Source organism: Flavobacterium sp. UW10123, assembly GCF_040538975.1.
Classification (GTDB): Bacteria; Bacteroidota; Bacteroidia; order Flavobacteriales; family Flavobacteriaceae; genus Flavobacterium.
In genome coordinates this window covers 83,776-97,137 of sequence record NZ_JBEWQE010000021.1, presented here as the reverse complement: position 1 = coordinate 97,137, position 13,362 = coordinate 83,776, and the positions used below count along the sequence as shown (strand labels likewise).

Genomic DNA, 13,362 nt, shown 5'->3' with positions numbered 1-13,362 from the left:
CTAAAATCTAAAATCTAAAATCTAAAATCTAAAATCTAAAATCTAAAATCTAAAATCTAAAATCTAAAATCTAAAATCTAAAATCTAAAATTACTCCTGTCCCCAAGTTGATGGACTTGCGTTCCATTCAAGCAAAGTAGACTGTTGGTCTTCTGTAATATATTGTTTCTGAACAGCTAAATCTAATAGGTTTTCGTAGTTGCTTAATGTGAATAAATCAACATTAGCTTCTTTAAAGTTTGTTTCTGCAACATCAAAACCGTATGTGAAAATAGCGGCCATACCTTTAATATTAGCGCCTTCGCTTCTTAAAGCTTCTACAGCCATTAAACTGCTTTTTCCGGTACTAATTAAATCCTCAACAACTACAACATTTTGTCCTTTTTGTAAAAAACCTTCCACTTGGTTTTGTCTACCGTGTTTTTTAGGTTCTGGACGCACATATACGAAGGGAAGACCTAAACTTTCGGCAACCAAAATTCCAACTCCAATGGCTCCAGTAGCAACACCAGCAATCACATCAGGTTTTCCAAATTGTTTTTCAATGTTTTTAGCAAACTCATCACGAACATAATTTCTGATGCTCGGAAATGAAAGAATTAACCTATTATCACAGTAAATAGGAGATTTCCAACCAGAAGCCCATGTAAAAGGATTTTCGGGATTCAATTTAATTGCATTTATTTGCAAAAGCAATTCGGCTGTTTTTTCGGCAGTATCTTTATTAAAAATCATAGTACAAATGTATAAAGTTTTTGTAAACGACAAACCACTTTTTTTGACAAATGAAATCTCAAAGGAAACAGATTTCCAATTGTTCTTGTTGGAGAGTATTGATATCGAACAGCTTATTATAAAAATTTTTCAAAATAAAATTCAAAAAGCTATTCTATATCATCCCGACGAAAGTGAGATGATGAAAACCCTAAAAGCCAAAATTCCGGTAAATAAAGCAGGCGGAGGCTTTGTCTACAACAAAAAAGGCGAGGTCTTATTTATCTTTAGAAATGGAAAATGGGACTTGCCAAAAGGCGGAATCGAGAAAGGGGAAGACATCGAGGCGACGGCTATGCGTGAGGTAGAGGAGGAGACAGGAGTAAACCAGCTTCGTATTACGAATAAACTTCAAAAAACCTATCATATCTTTAAGCGCAATGGAAAATACAAACTCAAAATCACGCATTGGTTCGAAATGCAATCTGATTTTGAAGGAACACCACACGGACAACTTGAAGAAGGAATTGAAAAAGTAGCGTGGTTAAACCCAGAACAAATAAAAGAAGCACTTAAAAACTCATACGAAAACATTAAATTGTTATTCGAAGAAGAAAAAAGACCAATGGAAAAAATGGTTGCGCCAATTGCTTATCGCTCAGGTCCAGATTCCAAATAAATAGATATTTAGAGTTTTTAATTTGGAATTTAGAATTTAAAAATTAACATTGGGGCGTGCCACCAATAAAAAAGAAAAGACCCAATCAACTTTGCGTTCATTGGGTCTTTTTTTATTGCTATTGGGCTTTCCTCTCCGCTGCGTCAGATTAACTCTGTCCCTCACGCTTCAGATATATTTTTTAATTTTTAATTGTTTCTGAGATTATTTTTTTACGTGATGTAAACATTTTGCTCGCGTTTTAGCATTAAAACAACAAAAACTAAATAAAAATTCCTGCTTTACGGTAAACCGTAAAAAAAGTATTACGCTATTAGTTAGATTTGCTGTTCAAAACAAAAAAAACATTTATAATTTTCATTTAAAATTTAACCTAAAACCCAAAATGCTAAAAAAAATAAACTTTAAAATGATCAGATTCTTTAAGTACTCTAGTTTACTTACATTATTTATTGTATTGAATTATTCGTGCTCATCAAATGAAGAGGGGCCTGAAACTCCTGTAAGTAATGCAAAAGCAATTACTTCTTTTTCTTTTGTAAATCCTGCAGTAACAGGTACAATAGATGAAAATACACACACAATTTCTATCGCTTTTCCTGCTGGAACTGATTTAACTAGTTTGGCTGCAACATTTACTACAACGGGAGCAAAAGTTACTGTTGGGGATGTACAGCAGATAAGTGGTACAACTAAAAATGATTTTAGTAAAACCATAATTTATACAGTTGTCGCAGAAGATGGCAGTAAGCAAGATTATACCATAACACCTCCTAACTCTGCAGATATATTAGGCTTTACTTTTGAAGATGCCGATCAAGAGATTTATTGGGAATTGAAAGGGCTTAAAGAAGGAATAAATACAATTTACAATGCTCCAATGTCTGTTAATTATGACACGGGATTCCCAATCTTACCTATAGGAGCAGAAGTGACAGATGCGGGAAGTAATGAAGAAAGTGATTATAATACAACAGGATTTACATTTACTGTAACATCTGCCGACAAAAAAACAAAGAAAACGTATACTATTAAAATCCCAGTTTATAATAAAGATACAAACCCTTACGGTATATATACTCCAGAGCAGTTGTTAGATCCAACTTATTATCTTGAAGAGAGTTTTAAATTGATGAATGACATTGAAATGCCTCCTGTAGACGGTACCGAATATCCATTAGGTCCTAATTATGCAAGTCAAGGCTGGAATCCTATTGGGGACTTTGATAGTTTTGTAGGAACAATAGACGGAAACGGGCATGTAATAAAAAATTTGACTATTAAACGTGGAAGTACAGAAGATATAGGATTTATTTCTGTATTAGGGGCCAAAGGCGTTGTTAAAAATCTTGGGCTTGTTTCAGTAAATATTACCGGTGGCGGGAATGTAGGCGCGTTGGTAGGTAATAACAAAGGAGGGACAATATCTCATTGTTTTTCAACTGGAAAAGTTGTACTAACAGGTCTTTCCGTTCAAAAACATGTAGGTGGTTTAGTTGGAATTAACAATGACGAAAATGGAAGGCCAAGTAAGCTTTCAAACAGCTATAGCACTGCTAATGTTGAAGCTGGGGGCGATTCATTTGCTGGTGGTTTAGTAGGTTACAATTATCTTTGTATTCTAGAAAATTGCTATGCTACAGGCTCTCTAACAGGAACCTATAAAAATGGAGGAGCGCTTATAGGAAAGAATGCATGTGAAATCACTAATTGTTATGCTACAGGAAAAGTAGTAACAGGCGGCGGATTGGTTGGGTTTAATTTTCACTGGAGTGCTGCCCCAGATTGCTTTTGGGATGTTCAAACTACAGGGCAATCAACCTCTGAAGATGGTGGCAAAGCGGTTGGTAAAACAACTGCCGAAATGAAAACAGGAACTCCTTATAATAGTACTTGGACAAGTGCAAATTGGAACTTTACTGCAGGTAAGTACCCAACTTTAGTAGGAGTTGGAGGTCAATAAAACGATCATTACTTTAAATAAAATAAAACCTCGTAAATCATCTGATTTTACGAGGTTTGTTTTTTGTATAAGGTATTAAGGTATTAAAGTTTCAATAAAATAATTATGAATGACTTTCTGTTTAAAATAGAATTCAGATTTTTCTAATCTTAAGAATTACCATTTAAAGCTGTCAAAAGATTATTTTCGTTAAAAACGGCATTTATGATATTTCCGTCTTTTTCTGCTTTAATTTCATTTCCATTTGGAGTCAATTCGTAACCTTTTTGAGAAAGATAATTCGTAAAAGCATTTTTATGATTCTGGATTTCAAATGTCGAAATCAATTCTGGGAAAACAGTTAAAATTCTAGATAATTCGTCACTTTCAGTATTGTCAATTGAATCATCTTTTATGGTGACAACCATTGTTCCCTGTCCATAATTTCCGAGATAATAACCGCTTCCGTTAAACATTTCAGTAGCAATCATTCCTATTAAATGTAAATCGTTTTGTACAGCGTCAAATTTTCCAATAGTAAGTAAATCAATGCTGTTTTTTTCTCCATATTGTTTTAATAAAAGCGCCTGTTTCATAACCGATTCGGCATAACCACCAGCTTTATTTTCCCAAAGCCAAAGCCATGTTTCTGAAGAATGCGAAAAAGAACCTAAAACCTGCATCGGAAAAGTAAGATCATCACCAAAAGTAATTTCCTCAGCGTCCATATTAACATTCCAAGAAAGATCTCCAGTTACCGCATAGAGATTTCTTTGTTTTTCTAAAGCCAAAGCTCCATATTTTTCTAAAAAATCATTTTCAGATGTAAAATATTTAGATGCATTTTGTTGATTAACAGTTGATTCTGTGTTTTCTTCTTTCTTTTTAAAAAGATTATTGAATAGTCCCATTTTTTTGTGGCTTGTATAATTATAAAATTGAAATTCTTGATTTTTTACTTAAATTTTATTCGCTGTCTTCATTTTTAATGCCTTTAAGCAGTGCATAAATTGCCATTGCATGCCCTTGCCCTAAACTAAAATCATTTTTTAGCCAGTTGACAATATCTCCAGCTTTTACTTCTGGTTTTAATTCTCCGTTTGCTGTAAAACCTTTTTGCTCTGCTAGAGTTCTAAACTCAGCTGGACCATTTCCTGTTTTTTCTTTAATTGTTTTTAGGTATCCTTGAAATGACATAAAATATAAGTTAGAAGTTAAGTGAAACGAAAATACAAATTAAAAGTAGGATTAGTATTCGGTTTTTTAATTTATTTGGTTCAGCTTGTTAATAAAAATAACCCTAGCACATTCTAGGGCTATTTGTTTTATTAGCTATAACTTATTTGACTTTTTTATAAACTTTGTACAGCAAATAAAGTATTGCTATCCCAAAAAGTAAACAAAAAAATTGCCAAGCCATCAACGAATAATCGTAATCTTTTATAACTGCATCCATAATGTCTAAAGTTTCTGTTTTTACCTTTAAAAATAATTATAAAGTAAATACGAAAATTTTAAATTTCATTACGGAATTCCGTAATTTTTATGTTTATAAGTTTTTTCTTTATTTTTTTATTTATTAGTGTATTTTGCCACTGAAAAATAAACTAAATATGTCAATAAATTTAAAAGTTGTAAGATTCATCACAATGTTTTCTTTTCTATTAATCTTCGGGCTTCAAGAAAATGGGGTGCCAACTATTGCTCTACTGCTGATTTATTTCTACCAATTTTGGTACGACGTTTTTAGTAGTGTGAGCTTGGGAATATTTTGGGAAGGGTTGTCAATTATTCCTGTATTTTGTGTGCTTTTTTTGTTTTTAATAAGTAGAAATTATAAGGTTCTCTTGGGCTGTTTTATAGTGTTATTGGTTTATCAGTTTTACGTTACAGGACTAAGAATTAATTACCAGAACATACACAGTGCTTTTTTACTCCCTTTAACCGTATTTGTAATCTCATCAGTTTACGTCATAGTAATGGTAAAAAAACAAAAACCGGATATCAAAGTGTCTTAATTTTTTTGCTAGCATAAGCATTTTGATATGAATCTTTGTTGGCACAAGTGTCCTGCTTGTGATCTTTTTACATCAAAGTGGTTTGAGGTTACATTCATGAGCATTACAGTCGTGCAGTAGTGGATGGTTTAATAAATTTTATAAAAATAATATAAGTTTTTTCTTAATATTTAAAAATAAAGTTTATGTTTGTAAGAATTAAACTATTTAACCGCATTATCATGAAAAAATTCACAAGCCTAATAGGTCGTATGCTTTTAGTATGTGTTCTTTTAATGACAAGCTGTACCTCTGAAGACAGCAGTAGTAATCCAAATGTCAAAGCGTCTGTCGAAGCAAGAAGTTGGTTCAATAATAACGAATCAGAATAGAATGCTTCAATTCTGCAGTATATTGACAATTTGCAGTGGGAAAATGCCATAGTATCAGACGGCAAAGATGGAGAGGTAATTGAAGTGCCTTTTACACTCAAAGAAAATTTAAGCACTTCAAATGAAAATGCAACATTGCAAAATGACAGTCATCGTTTGGTTTTTGTAAAAGATGGACAGAAAAAATTCAAAGCATATTACATTCAAATTTTTGCTGACGATGAGAATTATAGTAGTTTTGGTAAAAGTTCTGTTTATTATGGAGCGCCAAATAATTTTAGCGGTAAAATTTTTAAGCAAGACTTAAAAGAAAATTTTGTTTCGTCAGTACAATATAAAAATGGCAAAGGCGTTCAGCTAGGAGTGACCTCTAAAATGCGTGAAGAAAATTTAGATTGTACCTTTTTTGGATATTGGAATGGTGACGGAAGTTTTACGCCTATTAGATTGCTGTATTGCGATGGTGGAGGTGGTGAAGACCCAACAATTGGTGGTGGGGTAACTACAGGCGGTGGTGGTGGAAGCAATAGCTCAGGAGGACAAAATACGATGATGCCTCCTCCTCCCAAGGTGCCAATTAGTGACATAAAAGATTTTCTGAAGTGCTTAGATGTTTCTAAATCGGCAAAGCTTACTGTTTATGCGGAAACTATGTGGGAGGGTAATGGAGTCGGACATGCATTTATAGGCGTATCGCAAGGAACCAATTCTGCGGTTTACGGCTATTACCCTAAAAGGTTATTAGGTTCCGTGACTGGGCAAGGAATTATGGGAGATAATGGAAATGCACATTATAACGTAGCTGCTAGTATGACAATTACTGGCGCGCAATTGAACCGGATTATAACGCTCTCACAGACATATCAATCGGACAATTATGATATAAGTTTTCACAACTGTGCTGATTTTGCCACTGATGTGCTAAATATTGCTGGTGTTTCTACCAGTGGGTCTTTGGATAATCCAGATACCACTGCAATTATATTACAGAGCCTTCCAAATCATATCACGGGGTCATTTAATGCACCTAAAACAATAAAATCATGTTTATGAATCTGAAAGTTTTAAAATTAATCGCCGTAATAAGTTTTTTAGTAACTTTTGGCGTTCAAGAGAATGGGGTTCCAAATTTTATTCTTCTTATTATATATTTCTGCCAGTTTTTGTATGACCTCTTTAATAACACAACGTCAATTCTTTGGCAGGGGCTAATAACCATTCCTACATCTGGACTGATTATTTTATTTTTAAGAAGCAAAAATTATAAAATTTTGCTAAGTAGTTTTTTAATTTTATTGCTTATTCTAGTTTTCATTACAGGTCTAATATACAATTATCACAGAATAAACATTGCTTTTTTACTCCCTTTAACCGTGTTTGTAATATCATCGGTTTACGTAATAATAATAGTGAAAAAACAAAAGCCAGATATTAAAGTGTCTTAATTTTTTTGCTGGAATGAGCGTTTTTAATGAGAATCTTTTTAGGCACAAGTGTCTTGCTTGTAATTAAATAAAAAATGAAAAAGATATATATAATTGTAATAGCGATTTTAAGTTTTAAAGCCTTTTCACAAAATCATAAAAACATTTTTGTTTTTGAGTTTGATAAAAAGACAGATGAAATTGTTTATAGAAAAAATACTAAAACTAAAGAAATATCAGGGTTTACATTTATCATAAATAATGAAAAAATATTTTTTAGTTCAAATCCTACTAGTAATAGTAAATTAAAGGTAAATACAGATAGAAAACAGTTAAATGAAATTGTAAAAAATGATAATGTAAATAAAGCATATCACTTTTTTGTCTATTTAAAGGATAAAAAGAAATATTACTCCGTTGACCATCTGGTTAGAAAAGTTACTTGCGAGTAAATGCTTTATTGTAGTTTGAAGCTTGTTGTGATTTTATTCCAAGTGGAGCTACAAAAAGTGCAACTAAAGGGAATGCCCCAAAAAAGAAAGGAGTGTGTTAAATGAAAAAAAATAAATTAATTTTGTTGCTTGCAATGTTTTTGTTGAAAACAATTGTTGCAGAAAGTCAGAACAAAACCAATGAGTTGCTTGTGAATAATTTTGTAAAGTCTGTCTTTTTTGAAAAGAAAAATGCAAAATTTGTTGCGGATAACTATATGTTTTTTGAACCTATCAATAATACAAAATATAGTTCTGAAGATAGAATAAAAATTCTGGGTAAACATTTAAAGAAAATTAAAAAAGAAAAATCTTCATTAATAAATCCGCAAGATTTTTCTATTGTGCCATATGATGATTACAAATATGCTAAAGCAGTCTTTAAAACAACATATAATGTTTTTATTTTGTTAAGTAAAAACAATCTTGTAATGTATTTTTCATTAATAAATGATAGAATACTTTCCTTTGATTATATTACCAAGGGAGACGAAAGTTTGTTTATAACTTACTAATTCTAATAGTTAATATTTTTAAATTTTTGCACAATAAATTTCCTGATAAAATGCTTAGTCTTGTAGTTGAAGATGTAAGTTTTCAAGAAGCTGTTTTTGGGCATTTTAATTTGTTTAATGCTTTTTTTAATAATGTGACAATGATAGAAAATGAAAGTTAAATTTTTGATATTTCTTGCAGTTTGTGTTTTGCTGTTGATTTTTTTCTATTTCGTAGAATATAATTTCATTTTTTGTATTTCAGACACATATTACATAGTGAGTTATTTTTTTCCTGTTTTACTAGTTTTAATAATTGGAACTATAATCTATATTTTTAAACTTCTAAAACAAAAACGGAACAATTAATAACTTAAGAAATAGAGCCTCGAATTTTTTTTGAGGCTCTTTAAAAAAAACTAAAGCACACGATAAACAGGATACTGCATATGCGCTTTTTCATAATAAACAGAATGTTTGTAAATCCAATCCAATTGCGCTTCGGCGTTTTTAGCAAACTCGCGATCGTTTTGCTTTTTAGTTTCTAATTCTGCTTTTAGCGACGGATTTTCTTTTAAAAGCTGTCCAGCAGTATCTTCAAAAATATATTCTGAGTAATGCTCTTTTTGCTGTAAAATTGGATCAAAGAAATTCCAGTTAAAGAACGAATCAACGCCTTCTGGTTCAAAAGCTTCTAGAAGATATTTTACGCCTTTTTGGTTGGTTGGAACTAAGTAATCTCCTTTGGTGAAAGCCATTTTAATCATTTTAGAAGTTACGGTTGTATTTCGGTGTATGTAATGTCCTTCGTAAGCAGATGGAACGGTTTTGAAATCGGCAATTCTGTAGCTTTCTACTTCTATAATCGTATCGTTTTTAATTGGTTTAAATGAGATATTATTGTTTTTTAAAAGATCCATAATATTCCAATATCCTCTCGGAACAACATAAGCCGTCGGAATCACGACTTCTTTAGCCGATTTAAATTCTTTAATGTATGGAACGTCTTTTTTGTACGGTTTGCTTCGGTCGTAATACAAACGATTTCCTGTTGTGGCGTCGCTTTTTTTGTAACCTGCTTCATAACCTAAAAACGAAAAAGTGGTCGCTTTTGTGCTGTCCAATTCCCATTTTAAAGTATATGATTTCTTTGGCTGATATGGCTCTAAATTCTTTACTCGTAAATCTTTTATTTTTTGATAGTTCGCATCGGTAAAATCCAAAGTCGATTTCATGTATTCGTAGGTCATTTTTACACGTTCGGCGTATTTTTTCAGCATGTGCGTTTCCACCACAAAACCAATCGTATTAAACAACGAAGTATAACCCGTTGTATATCGCGGACTATCAACAAACTGCCCAAAACCTTTATCTGGCGTATCTTTAAACGAATCGACATAAGGCGTAGTTTCGATTTTCTTTTTCTGAAGATCTTTTACCAAAGCGGGCATCATTTCGTTATTCATAAAATCGCCCAAAACTGTTCCAAGTTTATTATGTTGCGTCATAATGTATGTCAGTTTGTATTGATAATCAGAACCGTTACTTACGTGATTATCGATAAAAACATCAGCATTTATTTTCTGGAAAATCTCTACAAAACTCTTTGTATTTCGCGTATCCGATTTCATTAAATCACGATTCAAATCGTAGTTTCTGGCATTTCCTCTAAAGCCATAAATCTCAGGTCCGTTTTGGTTGGCGCGAGTTGTCGAATTTCGGTTTAAAGCTCCACCAATATTATAAACTGGAATGGTAACCAAAACCGTGTTTTGTGGCGCTTTCATTTTTCCTGTTGCCAAATCTCTGTAAAATTGCATGGTTGCATCGATTCCGTCAGGTTCTCCCGCGTGGATTCCGTTATTTACAAATAAAATCGCTTTGGTTTTCTGGATTTTATCAAAATCAAATTCCTTGTCAGGATTGAAAGTAATCATATGTAAAGGTTCGCCAGAATCGGTCAATCCCATTTCTTTCATTTGAATCGTTGGAAAATCATTGGCAAGCATTTTCCAATAAGCGATAGTTTCTTGATACGAAGCAGATTGGTTTCCGTTTCCTTTTTCAAAAAACGTATCGTATTTTTTATTGTTTTGTGCAGAAATGGTTATGGTGAAAAGTGAAAAGAGAATTGTAAAAAGTTTCATGGTTTTGGGTTTAGTAGGAATCAAATATAAAGTTTTTTGTTTCAAGTTTAAGGTTTCAAGTTGATATGCTTTTGGGTTAATGGTTTCACGCAGATTTTCCAGATTTTGGCAGATTTATTTGATTTTTATGCTAGAGAAATCTGTTTAAATCTGCCTAAATCTTTTTTAAATCTGCGTGAAACAAAACTTTTACATTAACTAACATGAAACCTGAAACAAGAAAAACTTGAAACAACTTTTTTCCCTACTTTTGCAGCATGAAAAAACACCATTCTAACAATATACTTTCGAATTTAGGGATTCAGAACCTCAACGAGATGCAGGAAACTGCTCATGACGTTATTCTGAATGATAATAATGTCTTATTGCTTTCTCCAACAGGATCAGGAAAAACATTAGCGTTTTTGCTGCCAGTTTTAGAATTATTGCAACCTGAGATTTTATCGGTTCAATGTTTGATTTTAGTTCCGTCGCGAGAATTGGGATTACAAATCGAACAGGTTTGGAAGAAAATGGGAACGCAGTACAAAGTGAATATTTGCTATGGCGGACATTCGATTGAAACGGAAATGAAAAACTTAAGTAATCCGCCAGCGGTTTTAATTGGAACACCTGGAAGAATTGCAGATCATATTGACAGAGAAACTTTTAGAACAGATAAAATTCAGACTCTAATTTTAGATGAGTTTGATAAATCGCTTCAATTAGGGTTTCATGAGCAGATGTCTTTCATTATTGGAAGGTTGGCTAAAGTCAATAAAAGAGTTTTGGTTTCGGCAACTTCAGATATTGAGATTCCGAAATATACTCGAGTTGTAAATCCGACAGTTTTAGATTTCATTCCAGACGAAGAAGAAAAGACGAATCTTTCTATGAAAATGGTTCTTTCGCCTTCAAAGGATAAATTGCAAAGTTTGTTCAATTTAATTTGTTCGTTGAAATCAGAATCGGCTATTATTTTCTGCAATCACCGTGATGCCGCAGAACGTATTAGTGATACTTTAAATGAAAAAGGAATCTACTCGGTGTATTATCACGGCGGAATGGATCAGGAAGAACGTGAGCGTGCTTTGATTCAGTTTAGAAACGGAAGTGTGACGTATTTGGTTACGACAGATTTGGCTGCGAGAGGTTTGGATATTCCAGAAATGAAACATGTTATTCATTACCATTTACCATTAAAAGAAGACGAGTTTACACATCGTAACGGACGTACAGCACGTATGCAGGCAACAGGAACGGCTTACATTATCATCCACGAAAGTGAAAAACAGTTAGATTATATTGATTATGAAATGAAGGTTTTGGATGTTGAGGGAAAAGTTTCGCTTCCGAATCCGCCTCAATTTCAGACTATTTACATCAGTGGCGGAAAGAAAACTAAGTTGAATAAATTTGATATAGTAGGTTTCTTTTCTCAAAAAGGGAAATTAGAAAAAGATGATTTAGGTTTAATTGAAGTGAAAGATTTTGTTTCGTTTGCTGCAGTTAGATACAATAAAGTAAAAGAGCTTCTGAAAAATATCAAGGATGAAAAAATGAAAGGCAAGAAGTTTAAAATCGAAGTTGCCCGAAATGTCATTAAGAAAGTAGAAGAGGAGAAGAAAGGGAAGTATTGATTTTAGATAAATTAGAGGAAAGATGCAAGAAGCAAGACGTAAATTTGAAGATTGGAATTTTAATTTTTGATATTTATTTTGTTGTATTTCAATAGTTTAGAGTTATGTGGTTAAGTTTTGCAATTTTATGTTAAAAAAATAATGATTTGATAGGTGTTTTTTCAATAATTCTATGTTTTTTTGCTACAGTAAAATTGTAAACCCCAAATTCAGTATGAAAAACATTATTACCCTTGCTATTCTGTTCATTAGCTTTGTATCGTTTGGACAAGTTAAAGTTCTAGAGACAGTTCCTGTTGAGAAATTAGGAAAAGTGAATAACAATTACATCCAAAAAATTGGAGATGAGTACACGGTGTATTATACTATTATCCAGAATGAAGAAGATTCTTCTAACTTAAGAAAGTTTTCATTCAAAAACATCGATAATGCCTACAACAACCTTTACAACATTATTGTTGGAGGATTTACTGCAACGCCTTTGTATGATATCAAATTAGAATTGCCAAATAACTACATTTGGTTGCACTACACAGGAAACGTAGTTCCAGACAAAGCAACTGTACAATTTATGGTTTCTAGCAAAGAAAGAGATGCTGATACAAACAATGTTTCTGAGCCATTCGTAAAAGACCAAATCAGTAAATTATTCCAAAAGTAATTCTTTTTTGAGGTTCAAAGCTTCAAAGGGACGAAGGAGCAAAGTTTTTTTTAAGACTTATCTCTTATTCACATAAACAAAAAAAGCTGTTCTAATCGAACAGCTTTTTTTTGTTTTAGGTTCAAAGGCTCAGTGTTGCAAAGGGACAAAGATTTTATTTTAGTTTGGAAATTTTGCACCTTTGTCCCTTTGTTCCTCTGAACCTCAAAAATTATATTTTCTTAACATACTGTGTAATAATCACAATCTGCTGGCCATCTACTTTTCCTTCAATGTATTCAGCGTTTTCGTGATCTAAGCGAATGTTTCTCACAGCAGTTCCTTGTTTGGCAACCATGCTTGATCCTTTTACTTTAAGATCTTTGATTAAAACTACAGAATCTCCGTGTTGTAGTACTACACCGTTACTGTCGCGGTGAACTAATTTATTTTCGTCATCTTCGCCTTCTCCAGTTGCTTTTGCCCATTCTAGAGTATCTTCGTCTAAATACATCATATCTAGCAATTCTTGTGGCCATCCAGCAGCGCGCATACGGCTTAACATCCTCCAAGCTACAACTTGTACAGGAATGTTTTCGTTCCACATGCTGTCGTTAAGACATCTCCAGTGATTTAAATCTACGTTATCTGGATTTTCAATCTGGTCAATACAAGTGTTACAGGCGAATATAGCTTCGTCAATTCCTCCTTTTCTAGTTGGCAAGACTTGATAAACTTTTAAATTCTCTTCATTACCACAAAGTTCACATTTTGATCCGCTTCGTTTGCTTAATTCTCTCTCGATACTCATTGTTTGTTGTTT

12 protein-coding genes are annotated in these 13,362 nt (G+C 32.7%); 7 read left to right on the top strand and 5 right to left on the bottom strand.

The annotated features are described in order from the left end of the window. Window positions 1-90: 90 nt before the first annotated feature. The gene (gene pyrE, locus ABXT06_RS20885) at window positions 91-735 is read right to left on the bottom strand and encodes an orotate phosphoribosyltransferase (protein WP_354592470.1); all 645 of its coding nucleotides are present in this window, start codon (window positions 733-735) and stop codon (window positions 91-93) included. Between the two features lie 7 nt (window positions 736-742). Here pyrE and ABXT06_RS20880 point away from each other — a divergent pair, with 7 nt between their 5' ends. Next, window positions 743-1,393, top strand: coding sequence for an NUDIX hydrolase (locus tag ABXT06_RS20880; RefSeq protein WP_354592469.1), 651 nt, complete (start codon window positions 743-745; stop codon window positions 1,391-1,393). Window positions 1,394-1,802: 409 nt separating this feature from the next. Beyond that, complete coding sequence (locus ABXT06_RS20875) at window positions 1,803-3,356, top strand: SGBP N-terminal domain-containing protein (RefSeq protein WP_354592468.1); 1,554 nt, start codon at window positions 1,803-1,805, stop codon at window positions 3,354-3,356. A gap of 149 nt (window positions 3,357-3,505) precedes the next feature. Here ABXT06_RS20875 and ABXT06_RS20870 read toward each other — a convergent pair whose 3' ends face one another. Continuing rightward, entirely contained in the window at window positions 3,506-4,246 is a 741-nt protein-coding gene (locus ABXT06_RS20870) for a DUF6882 domain-containing protein (protein WP_354592467.1), read from the bottom strand. Window positions 4,247-4,301: 55 nt separating this feature from the next. Then, a complete protein-coding gene (locus ABXT06_RS20865) occupies window positions 4,302-4,532 on the bottom strand; it encodes a DUF4287 domain-containing protein (protein ID WP_354592466.1) in 231 nt (76 codons plus the stop codon). A gap of 1,222 nt (window positions 4,533-5,754) precedes the next feature. Between ABXT06_RS20865 and ABXT06_RS20860 the strand changes: the two genes are divergently transcribed. From ABXT06_RS20860 to ABXT06_RS20850, 3 genes are all read left to right on the top strand, one after another. Then, on the top strand, window positions 5,755-6,777 hold the full coding sequence (locus ABXT06_RS20860) for a hypothetical protein (RefSeq protein WP_354592465.1): 1,023 nt from the start codon (window positions 5,755-5,757) through the stop codon (window positions 6,775-6,777). 466 nt (window positions 6,778-7,243) lie between these two features. Further along, window positions 7,244-7,600: a hypothetical protein gene (locus ABXT06_RS20855; RefSeq protein WP_354592464.1), complete on the top strand. Its 357-nt coding sequence runs from the start codon at window positions 7,244-7,246 to the stop codon at window positions 7,598-7,600. A 101-nt stretch (window positions 7,601-7,701) separates the two neighbouring features. Next, window positions 7,702-8,154, top strand: a complete 453-nt coding sequence (locus tag ABXT06_RS20850) for a hypothetical protein (protein ID WP_354592463.1) — start codon at window positions 7,702-7,704, stop codon at window positions 8,152-8,154. 398 nt (window positions 8,155-8,552) lie between these two features. On the opposite strand, the gene ABXT06_RS20845 is transcribed toward ABXT06_RS20850, so the two are convergent. Further along, window positions 8,553-10,280: a M14 family metallopeptidase gene (locus ABXT06_RS20845; protein WP_354592462.1), complete on the bottom strand. Its 1,728-nt coding sequence runs from the start codon at window positions 10,278-10,280 to the stop codon at window positions 8,553-8,555. A gap of 257 nt (window positions 10,281-10,537) precedes the next feature. Between ABXT06_RS20845 and ABXT06_RS20840 the strand changes: the two genes are divergently transcribed. Further along, complete coding sequence (locus ABXT06_RS20840) at window positions 10,538-11,899, top strand: DEAD/DEAH box helicase (RefSeq protein ID WP_354592461.1); 1,362 nt, start codon at window positions 10,538-10,540, stop codon at window positions 11,897-11,899. A 214-nt stretch (window positions 11,900-12,113) separates the two neighbouring features. Beyond that, on the top strand, window positions 12,114-12,560 hold the full coding sequence (locus tag ABXT06_RS20835; RefSeq protein ID WP_354592460.1) for a hypothetical protein: 447 nt from the start codon (window positions 12,114-12,116) through the stop codon (window positions 12,558-12,560). Between the two features lie 211 nt (window positions 12,561-12,771). On the opposite strand, the gene ABXT06_RS20830 is transcribed toward ABXT06_RS20835, so the two are convergent. Next, window positions 12,772-13,350: a PhnA domain-containing protein gene (locus tag ABXT06_RS20830; protein ID WP_354592459.1), complete on the bottom strand. Its 579-nt coding sequence runs from the start codon at window positions 13,348-13,350 to the stop codon at window positions 12,772-12,774. Window positions 13,351-13,362 lie beyond the last annotated feature (12 nt).

Bases quoted from the DNA above. Each gene is read 5' to 3' on its own strand.
- pyrE (WP_354592470.1), bottom strand. From the start codon at position 735: ATGATTTTTAATAAAGATACTGCCGAAAAAACAGCCGAATTGCTTTTG.
- ABXT06_RS20880 (WP_354592469.1), top strand. From the start codon at position 743: ATGTATAAAGTTTTTGTAAACGACAAACCACTTTTTTTGACAAATGAA.
- ABXT06_RS20840 (WP_354592461.1), top strand. From the start codon at position 10,538: ATGAAAAAACACCATTCTAACAATATACTTTCGAATTTAGGGATTCAG.
- ABXT06_RS20875 (WP_354592468.1), top strand. From the start codon at position 1,803: ATGATCAGATTCTTTAAGTACTCTAGTTTACTTACATTATTTATTGTA.
- ABXT06_RS20830 (WP_354592459.1), bottom strand. From the start codon at position 13,350: ATGAGTATCGAGAGAGAATTAAGCAAACGAAGCGGATCAAAATGTGAA.
- ABXT06_RS20865 (WP_354592466.1), bottom strand. From the start codon at position 4,532: ATGTCATTTCAAGGATACCTAAAAACAATTAAAGAAAAAACAGGAAAT.
- ABXT06_RS20835 (WP_354592460.1), top strand. From the start codon at position 12,114: ATGAAAAACATTATTACCCTTGCTATTCTGTTCATTAGCTTTGTATCG.
- ABXT06_RS20855 (WP_354592464.1), top strand. From the start codon at position 7,244: ATGAAAAAGATATATATAATTGTAATAGCGATTTTAAGTTTTAAAGCC.
- ABXT06_RS20845 (WP_354592462.1), bottom strand. From the start codon at position 10,280: ATGAAACTTTTTACAATTCTCTTTTCACTTTTCACCATAACCATTTCT.
- ABXT06_RS20850 (WP_354592463.1), top strand. From the start codon at position 7,702: ATGAAAAAAAATAAATTAATTTTGTTGCTTGCAATGTTTTTGTTGAAA.
- ABXT06_RS20870 (WP_354592467.1), bottom strand. From the start codon at position 4,246: ATGGGACTATTCAATAATCTTTTTAAAAAGAAAGAAGAAAACACAGAA.